This window comes from Embleya sp. NBC_00888, from assembly GCF_045207655.1.
In the GTDB taxonomy this organism is placed as follows: domain Bacteria; phylum Actinomycetota; class Actinomycetes; order Streptomycetales; family Streptomycetaceae; genus Embleya.
The window spans coordinates 498,565-514,297 of sequence record NZ_CP108785.1; the positions used below are offsets into that span (position 1 = coordinate 498,565).

Below are 15,733 nucleotides of genomic sequence, written 5' to 3' on the forward strand. Positions count from 1 at the left end.
GCCGCGCCCGTGGTTGGCGGGCCGGCGAGCTGCCACAGCTAAGCGCAGGTGAGGGCGAGCGACGGTGGGGTCGTCGGGCGGGCGGGTCAGGGCGAGGGTGGCGTTGGAGAGGATGTCGCCGAGGACGAAGGTGACGTCGCGGGTGTCGGCCGCGCCGCGGCGCAGGCGTTGCCAGGCGGCGAGTCGGTGTGTGGTGGGGAATCCGTGGGTGAACGCCCGGTCGGGGTCGTGGCCGGTGTGTTCGAGGAGGTCGCGGATGGGGGCGTCGCCGTCGATGGCCAGGGTGTGTCCGACTTCGTGGCGACGTGTCGGGCGACGCGTTCCAGGGGTACGCGCAGCGCCGCCGCGAGTTCGTCGCCGTCGACGCGCGCGAGCAGGGCCGGCACGGGCGGGCCCCAATGCAGGTGGGTGCGCACGGGGTGCGGGCCGCGGGGGTCGGGGAGGGTCAACAGGACGTCGGCGTGCTCGTCGACCCACTGCGGGGCGCGCTCGTGCAGTGCGGCCAGGTGGGCGCCGATCAGCGAGTGGAGGGCGGCGCGGGCCCGCGGCCGGTCGCGGGGGTCGGGAGCGCGGCGGCCGCGGTGAGGGCGGCGCTCAGGGTGTCGGGTGTCGGGGTGGTGTGGTCGGTGAACGCCTGGGCGAGGGCGACCAGGTAGGCGCGGCGGGCGGTGTCGTCGGGCAACGCGTCGACGACGGCGGCCGGCTCCTGGGCCCGGGGGCCGGGCTCGGTCAGCACGAGCCGGTGGATCAGGCGTTCGCGCTCGTCCCGCGGGGTGGCAGCGACGGCCCGCGCGCACTCCGGCGCGCCGCGGGTAGCGGCGAGGTCGGTCAGTTCGCGCAGCTGCGGGCCGAGGGCGTCCGGGGTGAGGGGTGTGGGGTCGAACGGCACGCGGGGGTCGGGGGCGGGTCGTCCGACGCGTTCGTCCATGACGGCCAGGACCGTGCGCCGGGGGGCGAGGACGGGGTCGGGCAGGACGGCGGACCAGTCCCAGGCGGGCAGCCACGCGGACGGCGGACGCCCGAAGGCGTCCCACTCCGCGCGGCCCCGCTCCAGCGCCTCGGCGTCGGGGGCGGTGCCCAGGGCGGCGCTCATCGCGGCGTGCACACGGTTTCGCTCGTGCGCGGGGCAGTACTCGGTGGCTGCCGCGACGAACGTGCCGAGGTCCGGGCGGACCCGGTCGGACATGACGCGCGGCAGGAGTCGGATGGCCTCGTCCCACCACGCCGGAGCGTCGGCGCCGTCGGTCGGGGCGTCGGCGGTCCGGGTCAGGTGCACGGCCGACACCCGGTCCCGGGACGGTTCGTGCGTGATCTTCGCGCGCGTGAACCGGGTGCGGTCCGTCAGGGGCACGCCTGCCGCCGCGTCCAGGGCGGCCACCTCCAGCACGACGCGTGCCGGCGCGCCCGCGCGAGGGCCGTCGGTGGGGGCCGCCGCGAGGTCGGGGACGAACGCCAGTGCCGACCACGCGTGCGAGGCGTCGTCGCCGAGGGCCCGACCCGGCAGCCCCGCGCACACCACTCGCAGGATGCGGCCCAGGGCCTGTGCGGAGGGCTCGCGGTGGGTGTGGGTGTCGACGGCCAGTTCCACGAGCGCGTCGAGCAGGCGTCCGGCCGTCCATTCCCGGGCCGGGGTGTCGGGCAGCCGGTCCAGCACCCGCTCGACCAGCGGCAGCCAATCGCGGTCGCGCGCGGCACGCGGAAGATCCAGGGCCCACTCCCGGCCTCGCGGGCCACCTCCGCGCCCTCGGGGCCGTCGATCGCCTCCAAGACGCGGCCCCGCAACCCCGCGGCGCCGCGTGCCAGGGCGATCGCCCGCAGGGTCGCCCAGGCACCGGGCGCGCGCACGGCGTCGAAGTGGGCGTCCAGCCATCGCGCGACCTCGTCGGGATGCGTCTCGCGCATCCGGTGCAGGAACCCCAGGGCCGGCCACGCCTCCCGGTCCGGTGTCGGGAACCCGGGGTGTGCGTCGAACAGTTCCAGCCATCGCGGCGAGGTCGCCACCCGCAGGAAGTACAGGCGCGTGCGGGGGTCGGTCCACCCGGCCGCCTCCGCGGCCTGCTCGGCGGTCGGCTCCTCGGACCGGGCGAGGGCGCGGATCCGCGGGGCGCGGTGCGGCAACGCGACGAACACCTGGCGGATGGCGGCGACCGACTCGTCGAACATCCGCACGGCATCGGCGTGGGTGCAGGAGCCGCCGTGCACGACGGCGGAGGCGTCGCTGTAGAGCTTCGACCACACCCGCACGGCCGCGCGTTCGGCGGCTCCCGGCGCCATCCGCGCCGTTTTCTCGACCAGGAGCAGCACCTTGCGGTCGTGGTACCCGCCGGGCATGGCGCGTTCGGCGCACAACCGCGCGAACGCCGCCTCCAGATCCCGTAGATCGTCACTCGGGGGTGCACTCGTCGACACGGCGGAGTCCGCCGACGTGTCCCGGGCAGCCAGGAATTTCGCGACGGCTTTCTCAAGTCCGGTCCGGGCCGCCTCCAGGCCCTCCGTCTCGGTCCCGGACAGCTTCGTCAGGATCTCCAGCGCCGCCCGGCAGCACGCCGGCGCCGCCACGTCGGGGCGTTCCAGGACGCCGCCGTCGGTCGGCAACCGCGCGGCGTCGCGCAACAACGCCAACGCGCTCGCGCCCTTGGGGCCCCAGGACGTCAACCCTTCGGCGAACTCCTCGTCCAACACCACCGGTTCGCTCCGCGCGTCACGCGATTCCGTTTCCACGGCGTCCACCGTAGCCCCGCCCCACGCCCGCACATCGCCGCCGGCCCGGGCCGCGCCGCAGGTGTGCCCCATCGGCGGGTGGTTTCGGCCCTCGGCTCCGTGTCCGCTGTGCGGGGGTCGACCGAAGGGAGCGACGACTTGGGCAACGGTGACGACCACGTTCCGGCTGAGCTCGCGGGTGAGGATGGTGCAGTACGGCGATGCGACCGAGAACGGCCTGTCGAAGCTGAGCGCGGCCCCGCAGACGGAAGCGCGATCCACCGTCACCGGCACCATCGGCCGCGACCCCTGCAGACACGGATCCTCGCCCGTCCACGGCGACCGCGACCCGTGCCGCGCGTGGCGCAGCTGTTGCGTTTCGCCCGCACCTGGCGCGGCGGCTGTGGGGCTCGGCGGCGTCGGTGGGTTCGGGGCGCGCGTCCGTCGCGGTGGGGTCGGGTGTTCGGCGGTCCAGGGCCCGTACGGCAAATGTCACCGAGCGCGGGCGTGGTGCTCGGCACAATGCTCTTGCCGTGCCGGCGTCTACCGGCGATTCTGGGCCGGTGCCGGGACAGCGGAAGAGGAAGCAACGGGAAGAGGCCGGATGGCGGCGGACAGCTGCTCGCACCGCGCCGGACCTCGGACAGTGGGTGGTGATCCTCGAGACACGAGACCAGGCGGAGTTGCGCGCCCACATGCGCAGTCTTCGGGAGCAGCGAGTCGACGAATCGCTGATCCGGATCGACACACTGTGTCGACGCCCGGTGGAGCAAAGCACCTATCTGGTGAGCCGGTTCGTGGCGAACACCGAACGCGAATCGGACCGCGAGCCCTCCGATCATTGACGGGCCGTCCACGAGCCACCCCAGGATGTCGATGCCTCCCGTCGCGCCGCCGCGGTGCCGCGGGGCGCACCGCGCAGCCGTGCGTCGAGGATCGACGGCCGGAGGCAGCCGACCCGGACCACCGGCCAGACGCAGTCGGGCCCGGATACGAACGGGCCCGACGGCAGGTATGGGGGCTGGACCAAGGCGCCGAATCCGCCCCCAGGCCGCATCGCCAAGCACGACGACGGCAAGCAAACGATCATTTTGTCGGCGACAACCTGGTGGCGATCCTCGACGACCTGCACGACGGCGCGTGGGGCCCCACCGCGACTCCGGACCCGGCGAACCCGGCGCGCTGCCGCACCCTGTACGCACCCTGCGCGAACTTGCCGGAGAACACCGACGAGCCCGAGGGCCACACCCTGCACGAGACACTCACGCCGAGCATCGACGATCGGATCGTCGTGGGACCCCCGCGGACATCGAACGGCAGGACGCCTGACCCCACGCCCCGCTGCCGCCATACGTCCGGCGACCACGGCCACACCCACCGCGAAGCCCCTTTCTTGCGCGGGGACTTCGCGCGTGGGCAGGCGACCTCTCGTTTGGTTCGGCAACGGCGCGTGCGAGACTGCCCAGCGGTCGGTTTTCACGGAGCAGCGACACCTTCGTGTCCACCAGGACGGGTAACCCGATCCGGTTGGGCCTGCGCACGCGTAATCGATCAGCAGCACCCGGTACGAGTCGTCGGGCAGGTGGGGGACCAAGGCAATGAGGTCGCGGAGTGCGTCCGGCTCACCGGTGTGCCGGACGCGGTAGGCGGCCTCGGCCACACGGAGCGTGGTTTGCGTCGGGCCGTGCTCCAGCCCCTCCCCCGCAAAGCGCGCCGCGGCGGCGAAACGGCATCGAACCAGGGAAGGAGCCCTCCCCGCACCGTTGGTGTGTCCAGGTCGTGGCCGTGGTCCATCGTCCGCGTGACCGCCTCGGCCACCGCCTCGGCACCCACCCCGCCGAGGAAGCGTGCGTCACCGCACCAGGGAGCCTTGGCCCAGGCAACGGTGGGCCGCGCGCCGGTGACCGAACCGAGTGCCATCACCGCAACGTTCATGTCGTTCTCGAGAAAAGCGACATGGGACCGCGTCAACACCGCCGGCAGCGAAGTGGGCCCCTTGAGTGCTGCGGCGAGACCCTGTCGTTGTTCCTGCCACAAGTCGGCGAGCACCGCGTACGGCTCCGCGGCCTCGGGCGCCGAGGCGATGGCGCCCGCCAGATACCGGACTGCCGCCCCGACGTCGCCCCCACAGCGCGCCATCACCCGGGCAAGGCCCACCCCGGCAACAGCCGCTCGATTCAACATCATCCGAAGATAGTGGAGACCCGGGACTGCCGGGCCACACCTGCATACATCACCTGTAGGCGTCCATCCGGGCGGGCGTTCCGCCCCAAACGGCGGGTCGTCGTCGTATCCACCTGTCGGGTCACCTTCCCAAAAGGAGGCGTGTTCGGCTGCGCCGCGGGCGTACCGTTCGCGGGCCGCAGCTTCGGCTGCGGTCTCCAGATGTGACCCCATGCCCTCAGCGCTGCCAGGACGCAGTCCCGGTTGTGGCGATCGGTGCTCGTAACCAGGAGACGGCGGGCGTGATCGACCAGTTCGCTGCGACGCCCGCCCAGAAGAGGGTGCTCGGCGAGGGGGACGGTGACGACGAGAGCCGCGTCGCGGACGTCCGCGTTCTCGTGGCCGAGGAAGGGCCTGACGGCGGCGAGGATCGCCGGCCGCAGTCCCGAAACGCGTGTATCTCCCCGACCTGCCGGAGAGCGAAGTGGACGTACGACAGAGGCTGTTGGAAGTCCGGAAGAGGTTCCCGTGTAGGGGCTGCGGGTCGTGACGAGCCACGTTCCGCCTTCGACAACCGACGTCGTGAGTCACACCACGTCAGGCCGTGGGCCGGCCGTTGACGCGGTACTCCTCGGGGGGCATCGAGTCCCATTCGGTGTTCGCGCCGTCGCGCGTCACCATGAACAACGGACGCGATCGTAGGACCTGTCCGACCGGTTGCCCGCGCATCACGACCCCGGCGTCCTCCGGTCCCGGGTAGCCCTCGGGCGTGTAGCGAAAGCGCATGTCCCTTGCCTCGGCATACGCGAACGCGTCGCTGTCGAGCTCCGACATGTCCCTCCCGACCAGCGGGAGTCCGCCGTAGGCGACCTGGGGACCGTGCACGGCGTCGGCGGCGACGCAGAACAGCCCAGCGACCCGGCTCACATAGGCGGTGACGGCGGGCGGTGAAGGAGCCACCCCGCGACGGTGGACTTCGACCTTCCACGTCGGCGAGAAGATCGCGTGGTGCCGTGCGCAATCGCCGACCTTCGTCGGGCCGAGTATCCCGGCTGCCTCGACGACTTCGTCGACGGTCATACCGAACCGGAGCGGTCCGACGCCGACACCCGGCGAATAGGACCCCTCGTCCCGTTCGGCGACTCCGATCCGCAACGTCATGGTCGCTCCTTTGGTGACGCCCGGGACTTGCCGCCGCCCATCATGTCGATCGCCGACCGGCAGGCTACCGGGACGCCGCACCCGTGCTACCCGTTCCGGCCGTCCGGCCAGGCGTTCAGGTACACGCTCGCGCGGACGCCCGCCGTCAGAGAACCGTGGCTCCGGGCGATCCACGACCGAGGATGCCGACCCTTCACTCGCGCGCACAACCACACGCGAGGACACGGCTCCCGGGCGGCCTTCGAGTACCCCCGGCCCGCTCGCGGACCGCACAATGGATGTCGACGTGAGGGGGTCTGGTCGTGGGTGTTGCGCCGTATCCGGAAGGGTTGTGGGGCGGGCGTGTTCCGCCGTACCTGGAACGGACCCTGTCGATCCTGGAGTCCGCGTATCCGCATGGGATGCCGGACGAGGACTACCTGCCGGTGATGCGGGTCCTGGTGGAGGGGATGTCGACGCGGAACCTGGGGGACGTGATGTTCGCGTTCACCACCTTCGCGGAGGCCCGCGACGACGCGTACGGTATCGCCGGCGACCCGAAATCGACCGACCCGGACGTGCGACGGGTCCGGGAACTGCTCGTGGGGTGCGGTTGGGACCCCGACTCCGACGAATAGACACGGACAAGCGTGCCGGTGGGACCGGTCGGGGCGAGTGCCCTTCGAGGGTGCCCCCATGTGCTTGGTCAAGGCGGTGAGGGCTTCGTCAGGGGTGTGGGTGAGGATGGCGGCATGACGACGTGGTTCCGCATCTACCACGAGGACGAAGACCTGTGGCTCTGTTTCGATGCCGACGACGAGGGCTGGGCAACACGTCAGGTTGACGTCCGAGGAGCGGACGCGCAACCGGTGACGGCTGCGTCCCTGGAAGAGGTACTACAGCTGCGCGACCATGCCGACCCGGCGGCGATGGGCCGCTATGAACGGCAGTTCGGTGTCCTCTCCGACGGCAGCCTGGCCGGATGGCGGGACCAACCCCGGGCCGGCGAGATCTCGGCCGAGGAGTTCGAGCGGTTGTGGGCCGCGGCCCGACCGGCCCTGGACGGATCACCCTGACCCGGCAGGTCGAGGGTCGTGGAAGGTGCCGTCGCGAAGCTCGCGAACAGCGCGCCGTCTCGCAAGGCAGAGAAGTGCTTGGGGCGTGGTGCTCGCCCCGGCCGACCTTGTCGCAGCCAGAGGTGCCGTGTTCGGCCGACACCGGGCACGGCCGAGACCGGGAGGCCGCGTTCGCCGAGCCGCGAGGGATGTCGGGAGCGCGCAGACGTTCCACGCAACGCGGTTGCCCGGTGTCGTCCGAGGCGATCATGTGCATCCGCGGAACAGGCGCCATGACACGGGCGGGTTCCCCAGGTCACCATCCCCTGGAGCATCACCCGCAGTTCGTCGCGTACCGGGTCGCCTCGTGCCCGGCACCGCCCGACATCCCGGCTGCGGCCCGACGCGTCCCATCGGGTGAACGCGTCCCCCGGGTAGGGCGCGGCGCGCCGGGCGGGGATCCACCGGGAGGCGATCGTGGGCGGTGTCGCGGAGTGCTCGTGTGTGGGCCCGAACGCTCCCGCAGACACGCCGCGGCCGGCCGCCCCCGCCCCTCGGGCACCGGCCGCGCCGTGCGCGAAAGACCACCGAAGCGCGTGAAACGGTGCTGCTGCCCGTCCGTTCCGGAAAACCGGGGACGGGGCGGTTGTCCCGCGGCGCCGACTCACACGAGCCTTCGGATACAACCGGCCGGCGGTCCACGGGCGCCCGAATGCCGTAGTGGACGAGTCAGGCCGCGGTTCGGTGCGAGTCCCCGAGGCGGCGCAGCGCGTCGTCGAGTTCGGCCTGGGCGTGGTCGAGCCAGGTGGTGGTGATGTCGGTGCCGGCGGTGGTGTGGTCGGGGCGGCGGTGCAGTCGGGGTTGTTCGCCCGGGACGGCGGCGCGGGCGTGGGTGACGGCGTGGCCGGCTCTGGCGGCGCGGCGAGTTCCTCGCCGGCCACGTCCAGGTACGCGCGGGTGGCGGGTTCGGTGACCTTCGCGAGATTGGCCGGGTCCGTCAGGGCGCGGGCGATCGCCTCGAGGGTCCTGCCGGTCAGCTTGCGAGTGGTCAATGCCGGCGGCAGACTCGGGAGTTGCGCCAGGTGCGTGAGGGCCGTGCTCGCCGGCAGGGCCAGGGAGTACGTCGGTCGTCCGAGTTTCGACAGATAGGTGTCATCGGGGAACTTGCGGGCCATTGTGCGATACCGGTCCGACTTCATCGACGCTTTCGGCCGTCGCACGGCGATTCGACCGTCTCGGAAGGCGGGTGCTCGTCCGCTCAGTGCCGGTCCGTTCCGGGTACTCGAGGAGAAGGGTCACGGCCTGGCCGCCCGGCACGGCCGTGGCACCGGATGTCGCCGGCACGGCGCGAATCTCACCGTGGCCCTCGGAGCGCGACACGCGCCCGGGGTGTTCGACGACCGGGCCGGCGACCGGCGGCGTGGCCGGAGTCGTGAGTGTGCGGCGGCGCTCGGCGCGTAGTCGTCATGGAACTCCCGTCTCGCCCATGTGCCTGGTTCTGGTCCCCGGGCACCTGGACGAGGACGACGCCGCCCTCGCCCTGGTCGCCCATCTTCGCGAGAACGGGCCGGCCCGCGTCCGTCACGCACTCGCCTGCCGACGCCTGGTCATGACCGGCGATCCCTCCCCGCTCGACGCCTACTTCGCGGCTGCGGACATCGACCCCGCCGGCGGGTTCGATCGTGAGGAGGTCGCCGTCGGGCGCCGCACGGTCGAGCAGGAACGGATGCCGGAGTGGACGGCCACGGGAGTTCACGCGTTCGACGAGGAGTGATCGTCACCCACTTCGTTCTCACGCGAGCTTCGGCGAGGATCGCGAACGGCACTGCCCGCGAATGTTCGGCGCCCGGCCCGGGCGGTCCGTCCACTGTGGGATATGGAACCGGTCGACGCCGACGGGTACTTCGGGAAGGTGCTGGGGGTTCACCGAGCGGCACCCGGCGACCATGCTCCCGTCGTCTTGCGAGCCGCTCTCGATCGGTACCGGCGGGAGCCAGGCAACGTCGTAAGGAAGCCCGCCTGGCATTCTGCCCGCATGGACGCTGACACCCCGAATCCGGCCCACATCGACAAGGTCATGGACGGGCTGGCGATGAACCCGGCCCTGCCGGCCGCCATGGTCCGGCGACTGTTCGCATGGCGACGGGGAGGGGACACGGTGGCGAGACGCCAAGACCTCACCGAGGACATGATCGCCGAGATCATCGCGATCGACGACCACTGGCTTCTGCACAGCTTGGCGCTCAACGACCGGCTGCCGGACCGGTTCCGCATCGGCTTGGCCGGCCACAGGGACAATGCGGTGCGGTCCGCGCTCGTCATCCACGCGGGGACCGCACCGAGGCAGATGTTTGAGAAGCTCATCGACGATCCCGATCCAAAGGTCCGCGAGTACCTGGCCAAGGGCGATCACACGCCGCCCGACCTCCGGGCCCGCCTCGCCGCCGACCCCGATCCCGCGATCCGCGCCGCGTTGGCGAAGCACTGGCCACAAGCGCCGGAGTCGATTCGTCGGATCCTGCTGACCGATCCCGAGCCCGGCGTCCGCGCCGCGGCCTGTTCGACCTACTTCGCGCGTCTGCCGCATCCGATACCGCCCTCGGACCTGCTACCGGCACGACATGGATCACGTGGGCCGAGGTGAAGGCGGTCGACTGGGACGAGCGTGCGGAGAGGCCCGACAGCCGGCTTCACCAGTACCGCCGGACCGCGAACGGGCTCAGGCTTACGGGCAAGTCGTCCTGGAGTGCTGCGTTCGCCGAGGCTGTCGGTCTCCGGAGAGGGGAAGACCGGGAGTGGCCCGAAGGAAGTGAGTGGTTCGTCGGGGACACGCTCTACAGATCGGTCACCCTCCGCCGCAAGGACGCCATCACCGACACCGGGGAGTGGCAACCCGTGTGGAAGGCCATGGAGTCGCTTGCCGCACCGTACGGTGACGACAACGTGCGCTTGGTCGTGTGGTTCGACGACTGAGCAGAACGCTGCGACCGCGCATGATCACACGCCCCTTCCCGAGCATCCTGCCGACCGGATCAAGATGGCGGCTGGGTGGATGACCGACCCAGGCCGTTCCCTTCGGATCATCCGATCGCTGTTTGCAGCGGGGCGCGGATCCAGCCGTTGTTGCCGGATCGCGTGCCGCGTCGCGGCGGGCGGTGGCGGGATCACCGGGAGGTGATCGACGCGATCGCATCGAAGACCCGGTTGGCGACGCCGGGCGCCGCACGCCGGACGCCACCGGACCCCACGGCAGTTCCCCACCGCCGAGCGGCGCGGGCGCCTGAACACCGACTTCGCCCAACGCCACCCGAACGCCGTCCGGGGCCCGTGACCTGCGGGCCGCCACCGGGGCGCGCTGAAGACACCGCACCTGCAGGTCTGTTCACCTTTCGGCTACGCCTTCCCCACGGCGGCGGACTCCGCAAGGTAACCGTGCAAATTGCGCCGCTCGACGAGTCGTCCGCCCACAGGTGGCGGGAACTCCCCCTCGGGGAGGAACACTCCGTCGCGGCGGCGGCAACAGAACAGGCGTCTCCAGATCGCCCGGCGCCGACACCACTGCGGATGAGCGACCCGGTAGCGCTTCCGGTATGCGACCAGGAACCACGCCGCCGCGGCGAGCCCCATCGAGGAGGCCGCCGACCCCAGGGTCGCGTTGATCGCGATGCCCGTCACGAACATCACCGCGAGTGCCGCGACGATGGCCTGCCCTCGGCCGCGGGCGGCCCACGGGCGCGGCGGCGGCCGCAGTGAACGCGACAACGACGTCCGGGTCGTACCGGAGGCGCGGATCGTCCGACGGCGCTCTGCATCCTGTGGGACCCGTGCACCCGTACGGACGTTCGCCCCACGGACCTGGTGACGCTCACCCCGCTCTCGTAGAGGCATTGAACCCGGACGACCTGCTCGACGCGTCCGCAACTCGGGCATGGGACCACAGGAGGACTTCCTTCCCTTCGACGGTTCGCTCACGACACCTACGCGCGCGGCGTGTCCGTCACGGGGTCGGACCGGGCGTGGCCGGACGGCGGGCTTCACCGAGTCCGGCGAGGGCTGTGCGCGGTCCGCGGTGGTCCAGGGGGAGCCACAGCGCGCCTGCCGGGGAGGTTCCGGCACGCCACACTCCCGTGGCGATCCGCACCTCACCGAAGGAACCCGTCAGGGCGGCGCGGGCGTTCGACTCGCGCAGCGCGGAAGCGAAGCCGAGCAGCACGATCGGGACACCACGTCCGAGGGGTGTTTCGCCGTCGCGACACCGGGGGCGCACGCACGCGTACCGGGCGGCCTGACGCGCGAGACGATCCGGCTGCTCGATTTCGGTGTCGTACTCCAGCGCGAACGTCGACCGCGCGGGGCCTTCGCGCCGGATCAGGATCGCGTCCGGGCGGTCGAGGCCGCGCGGGACGTCGATGTGCGGGATCTCGCCTTCCCCGTACCACTGTTCGACGGCCGTGTCGGGGTGGGCGCGGGCGTGGGCCTCAAGGGCGGCGCGGAAGGCGTTGACGCCGAGGACGCGCGCCAGGCGGCGCCCGCTCAACAGGACGAGTCGGTGGTCACCGAGGGCCCGGCGGGCGGCCGGGCCGGGCTCCTCGCCGTCCTCGACGGCCATCACGGCGGCGCCGGCCGAGGCGAGGATGAAGTGGAACGGGTTCGAACCGCGTTCCGCGTAGGGCCGGAACCGCAGGACCGCCTTCATGGTTTCGAGGTCCTTCATGCGGCGCCGGGCCGTGCTGCGGCTGTCGAACGCCAACTCGGCGATCCGATGCGAGGTCAGGACACGATGCGTGGCGAGTGTGCGCACGACCAGGCGGTCCCGGTCGGTCAATTGCTCGGCGAGGTCTCGGATACGGGACCGTGTCAACTTTCCGCTGACACGCCCGGGAGCCACTCAGCGCGCAGCGGCGTCAGTGAGGATTGCCTGAAGGCGTGCCTGGCATTCGGCGACGAAGACGGGGAAGGTGTGCCGATAGTAGGAGATTCCACTGACGCCCACGGCGATGGCCCAGGCGCGGGCGCGGGTCCAGGTCGCGTCGTCGAGGTTCAGGGTGTCCCAGTAGGCCTGTCGTGCTTGTTGCGGCAGGTCCCACACCGTGGAGTGCTCGGCGTCGGGATAACCGACCGAGAGTCCTCCGAAGTCGATGACTGCGTGGAGTTTGCCTTCCCGGACCAAGAGGTTGGTCGGCTTGAGGTCGCCGTGGAGCCACACATGCGGTCCGGAGGGCTCGGGCAGTGCGAGCGCAACTCGCCACAGCCGTTCCAGAGTGTCAACGTCGAGCTCGGAACCCACGATGGTTCGGCAGTCGTTGAGACACCTGCTGATCCATTGGTCGCATGGCCCCAGGCTGCCTCCGCGGTACCAGCTGAGGGCATCTGCGCGAGTCGCCCCCATGCGGTCGATGCGGTGGAACTCCCTCACGACCGCCGCCAGGTCGGTTCCGAAGGCGGGCCAATCCTGAACGGTGTCGGGGCCGGCCTCGTCACCGTCAATCCAGCGGTAGACCGACCAGACCAGTGGGAAGGCGTCGGCGGGCGTTCCGGCGTGGACGGGTTCGGGAATCGGACATGAAAGGAGGGGCGCCAGGCGAGGGAGCCATTCCTGTTCCTTGCGCACGGAATATCCCTTGTCGGCGGTTCGTGGAAGTCGCACGAGCAGATCATCGCCGAGTCGATACATGGTGTTGTCCGTGCCCGCGCCTGCGGGCGACAAGGGCAGGGCAGCCCACTCCGGGCGCTGAGCTTTCAGCAGTGATCGGACCAGAGTCTCGTCGACTGGGATCTCATTCTCGTGAAGCGTCACGTCGGAACTCTCATCGCTGGATGGAATGGGAAGCCAGAGATTTTTCGTCATCCCCGATCGTGACCCTCGAAGATCTCGGACCGATGACGCCATGCGCCGATTGGGGAAGGGGCCAAAGCGGTCTGACTATGCAGGTTCACCGAGACGGGGAAGCGCCGACCGGGAGGCCAATCAGGCCACAGAGCCCTGTCGTCCCTCGGATGGCCGGTTGCCCGTCAGTCGGGAGCCGTGAGCAACGTCCACTGGCCGTGTCCTGAGCGGCCCTGAAGGATCTGCCAGTCCATTCCGAAACTCCGATGGATCTGTGTCGGTTCCACGTACAGCGGGGTGCGGGGACCGAACGCCGTACACCACAACAGTTGGCCGCCCGGCGAGAGGACGCGTCGTATCTCTGACGGGAACAGCACCCCGTTGAGCGCCACGATCAGCATGACGCCGTGGTCCGCGAACGGCAGTGCCCGCACATTGGCGGCGCGCCACTCGACTCCTGGGATGTCGTCGCGCTCGGCGAGCATGGCCGTGTTCACGTCGGTCGCCACGACACGCGGGACGGCTTCGATGATGGCGCGGGTGGCTTCGCCGGTGCCACAGCACAATTCCACGGCCCACGCGGCGGGTGCGATGTGGGCGAGCCCTGCGCGCACCGGCCAGTCGTAGCCTTCCTGCCCGCGAGTCCAGTCCCGCCAGGAGGTCGCCTGCCGGGCGTAGTTGGACTCCAGTGTGTGCCAGGCATCCGCGTCGTCCGGATCGGTCAGCACACGTTGTTGGGCCAGGCGACTGCTGTGGGTGCCGGCGTGCAGTTCCGGGACCTCTGCGTCCGGGAGGAGTTCGTCGACATGGGTGTTGGGAACGACCGGCGGCTGCGATTCGATGTCAGCCGGGATGGGCTGGAGCATGCGACGCTGTTCTCCTCTCCCGGGTCCGACGGTCGCCGACCCTCGAGTCGTGCGCGCGTGAAATGTTGAAGGCCTCCCCCTCGATCCGGCGGCGGATCGACAACTCTTCCGAGGGGAGCCGGGGGTCGCCCGGGTCCCGCTGGATCTCCGGCTGTGCGAAGAGCGCCGACGACAGATCCACGACGAAATCCGCGAGTTCGCCCCGGCACCGTGATGGCGTGCCACGCTGCCGGGCGCGGGAGCGTCGGAAGGCAGGCCCCCGGATCCGACCGACGGGGTTGATCGAGTCGGTTCACCGGAAGGGGCACTATTCGGTCTATTGGTAAACTACTGGCTAAGGTCGAGATAGCCGGGCTTGTAGAAGCCATTTTGGTACTCGCCGCCCCGGTCAACATTTACACCGGAGCCAACGTCGACCTTTACGGGACCGGCGTACCGTGCGCAGCACAGGAAGTCATCCGAGCCAACTTTTTCAGCGTCCCGGTCGGTCGCTATCGAGTCGGACGAATTCTTTCATCCGGTCGGTTCACCCACGGGCGCAGCGGATTTCGTCATCATTACGGCGGACGATCCCGCTGCCCCGACCTTTTGAGTGGCCATTCTTCCTCCTTCTTGGCCCTACTCAGGCCGAGCAATGTGCAACCGTCCATGCGTAGACCGCGGCGCTGCTCACACGGTACCGGGAGTCCCACCGGCAAGTCTTCGCCAAGGAGTCCACACCTTCTTGACGATGCGTCTACACCGTTCCGGCGCCTTCGCCCTTCCGGCAGTCCCGCGGTGTCATTCCGTACTCGTGACGGAATACGCGGCTGAAATGCGTTGTGTCGGAGAAGCCCCATCGGGCGGCTATGGCATGAATAGCCAGCGCGCTCATCGAAGAGTCGGTGAGATCCCGGTAACAGCGTTCCAGGCGCTGACGGCGGATCGACGAGGCGACGGTGGTGTCACGTTCCCGGAAGAGCCGGTGCAGATAGCTGAGGGATATGTGATGGGCGGCCGCGACCGTTCCCGGACTCAGCTGAGGGTCCGTCAAGTTCTGCTGGATGAATTCCTGGATACGGAGAATCAGGGTCCGCTGCCGAGCCTCCGTGCCGAGGGCACCCTCCGCCTCCAGCAGCTGGGCGAACAGCGCAGTCACCAGGTCGACGAGGACGGTCCCCAGGCGGGGCCCGTCGGCCGGCCCGTACGAGCGGGTGTCCTCTGTCAGTTGGACGAGGAAGCCGACAAGCAGCGACGCGATCCCCTCGCGTCCGGACACCTGCCGAGCGAAAAGCGCGTCGGCACGGCCTGCGGGAAGCGGCAGCAGCGACCTGGGGACAAGAGCCGCCAGCCCGGGCACTCTGCCGTCATCCGCCTTCACGTGTATATCGATGGGTCGTGAGGTGTCGAGGACCACCAGGTCGTAGGCGTGGCAGAGGTTGGGCCGGCTGAACCTCTCGCGCGGGGTGATGCTCAGAGTCCCGCGCCTCGCGAGCGTCAGATGGTACGCCTCGGGATCGGACTGCCGGATCAGCTTCGACGTTCTCCGCACCATCATCGTCGGCGCCAGTGCCGCTATCACCGTTGTGGTCCCGAGCGTCAGTACCCGGTCCGAGACCCGGAAGTCGGATGCGTGATCACTGGAGAGTTCGGCAGGCGCGTACGCCTGGGCCAAGTGTTCACGCCAGAAGTCGAACCGGTCCCCCACCGCCACGGCCTCGCTGCTGAACACTGTCTCGATCATCTCTACCCCCCGGCCCGGGTCTGTGCCCCGACCAGGACACGTCGACAAGATCGTGACACGACCCGCTGCTCGTCTGGGATGCTGGTCGGGCGACGGGCCGGCCCGTGTGGGCCGTCGATTTCCTGAGCCGGGGCCGGGGGCGCATCGCGCCATTCGGAGGCCGACCGAACCCGACCACCCGGACCGGCCCTGCCCGCCGGGTGCCCGGCGGGCTCCGTGCGCCTTGAGCGCCGGCCGCGAACGGGCCGCCCACCGACGC

Annotated in this window: 14 protein-coding genes; 6 read left to right on the plus strand and 8 right to left on the minus strand. The window is 70.5% G+C overall.

Features of this window, described 5'->3' with window-relative positions:
- Nucleotides 1-517: 517 nt before the first annotated feature.
- Entirely contained in the window at nt 518-1,387 is an 870-nt protein-coding gene (locus tag OG948_RS36335; protein WP_331769240.1) for a hypothetical protein, read from the minus strand.
- The gene (locus tag OG948_RS36340; RefSeq protein WP_331769241.1) at nt 1,342-2,982 is read right to left on the minus strand and encodes a hypothetical protein; all 1,641 of its coding nucleotides are present in this window, start codon (nt 2,980-2,982) and stop codon (nt 1,342-1,344) included. Before OG948_RS36340 ends, OG948_RS36335 begins: the two co-directional genes overlap by 46 nt.
- A gap of 368 nt (nt 2,983-3,350) precedes the next feature.
- Between OG948_RS36340 and OG948_RS36345 the strand changes: the two genes are divergently transcribed.
- Nucleotides 3,351-3,545 (plus strand): hypothetical protein, encoded by a 195-nt coding sequence (locus tag OG948_RS36345; RefSeq protein ID WP_331769242.1) that lies wholly within the window; start codon nt 3,351-3,353, stop codon nt 3,543-3,545.
- A gap of 1,915 nt (nt 3,546-5,460) precedes the next feature.
- On the opposite strand, the gene OG948_RS36350 is transcribed toward OG948_RS36345, so the two are convergent.
- Nucleotides 5,461-6,024 (minus strand): hypothetical protein, encoded by a 564-nt coding sequence (locus OG948_RS36350; protein ID WP_331769243.1) that lies wholly within the window; start codon nt 6,022-6,024, stop codon nt 5,461-5,463.
- Nucleotides 6,025-6,326: 302 nt separating this feature from the next.
- Here OG948_RS36350 and OG948_RS36355 point away from each other — a divergent pair, with 302 nt between their 5' ends.
- From OG948_RS36355 to OG948_RS36375, 5 genes are all read left to right on the plus strand, one after another.
- Entirely contained in the window at nt 6,327-6,641 is a 315-nt protein-coding gene (locus OG948_RS36355; protein WP_331769244.1) for a DUF3349 domain-containing protein, read from the plus strand.
- 114 nt (nt 6,642-6,755) lie between these two features.
- Nucleotides 6,756-7,079: a hypothetical protein gene (locus tag OG948_RS36360; RefSeq protein WP_331769245.1), complete on the plus strand. Its 324-nt coding sequence runs from the start codon at nt 6,756-6,758 to the stop codon at nt 7,077-7,079.
- Nucleotides 7,080-8,544: 1,465 nt separating this feature from the next.
- Nucleotides 8,545-8,832, plus strand: coding sequence for a hypothetical protein (locus OG948_RS36365; RefSeq protein WP_331769246.1), 288 nt, complete (start codon nt 8,545-8,547; stop codon nt 8,830-8,832).
- A gap of 102 nt (nt 8,833-8,934) precedes the next feature.
- Nucleotides 8,935-9,702 carry a hypothetical protein gene (locus OG948_RS36370; protein ID WP_406300461.1) on the plus strand — a complete coding sequence of 256 codons (768 nt, stop codon included), beginning with the start codon at nt 8,935-8,937 and terminating at the stop codon, nt 9,700-9,702.
- Nucleotides 9,699-10,031: a hypothetical protein gene (locus OG948_RS36375; protein ID WP_331769248.1), complete on the plus strand. Its 333-nt coding sequence runs from the start codon at nt 9,699-9,701 to the stop codon at nt 10,029-10,031. Before OG948_RS36370 ends, OG948_RS36375 begins: the two co-directional genes overlap by 4 nt.
- Nucleotides 10,032-10,451: 420 nt before the next feature.
- On the opposite strand, the gene OG948_RS36380 is transcribed toward OG948_RS36375, so the two are convergent.
- The 5 genes from OG948_RS36380 to OG948_RS36400 form a co-directional block, all read right to left on the minus strand.
- Nucleotides 10,452-10,820, minus strand: coding sequence for a hypothetical protein (locus OG948_RS36380; RefSeq protein ID WP_331769249.1), 369 nt, complete (start codon nt 10,818-10,820; stop codon nt 10,452-10,454).
- Between the two features lie 235 nt (nt 10,821-11,055).
- The gene (locus OG948_RS36385) at nt 11,056-11,919 is read right to left on the minus strand and encodes a replication-relaxation family protein (RefSeq protein WP_331769250.1); all 864 of its coding nucleotides are present in this window, start codon (nt 11,917-11,919) and stop codon (nt 11,056-11,058) included.
- Between the two features lie 27 nt (nt 11,920-11,946).
- Nucleotides 11,947-12,855: an aminoglycoside phosphotransferase family protein gene (locus tag OG948_RS36390; protein ID WP_406300462.1), complete on the minus strand. Its 909-nt coding sequence runs from the start codon at nt 12,853-12,855 to the stop codon at nt 11,947-11,949.
- Nucleotides 12,856-13,070: 215 nt separating this feature from the next.
- Complete coding sequence (locus OG948_RS36395; protein WP_331769252.1) at nt 13,071-13,751, minus strand: class I SAM-dependent methyltransferase; 681 nt, start codon at nt 13,749-13,751, stop codon at nt 13,071-13,073.
- A gap of 736 nt (nt 13,752-14,487) precedes the next feature.
- Nucleotides 14,488-15,474: a helix-turn-helix domain-containing protein gene (locus OG948_RS36400; protein WP_331769253.1), complete on the minus strand. Its 987-nt coding sequence runs from the start codon at nt 15,472-15,474 to the stop codon at nt 14,488-14,490.
- Nucleotides 15,475-15,733 lie beyond the last annotated feature (259 nt).

Bases quoted from the DNA above. Each gene is read 5' to 3' on its own strand.
- OG948_RS36350 (WP_331769243.1), bottom strand. From the start codon at position 6,024: ATGACGTTGCGGATCGGAGTCGCCGAACGGGACGAGGGGTCCTATTCG.
- OG948_RS36360 (WP_331769245.1), top strand. From the start codon at position 6,756: ATGACGACGTGGTTCCGCATCTACCACGAGGACGAAGACCTGTGGCTC.
- OG948_RS36365 (WP_331769246.1), top strand. From the start codon at position 8,545: ATGTGCCTGGTTCTGGTCCCCGGGCACCTGGACGAGGACGACGCCGCC.
- OG948_RS36370 (WP_406300461.1), top strand. From the start codon at position 8,935: ATGGAACCGGTCGACGCCGACGGGTACTTCGGGAAGGTGCTGGGGGTT.
- OG948_RS36395 (WP_331769252.1), bottom strand. From the start codon at position 13,751: ATGCTCCAGCCCATCCCGGCTGACATCGAATCGCAGCCGCCGGTCGTT.
- OG948_RS36400 (WP_331769253.1), bottom strand. From the start codon at position 15,474: ATGATCGAGACAGTGTTCAGCAGCGAGGCCGTGGCGGTGGGGGACCGG.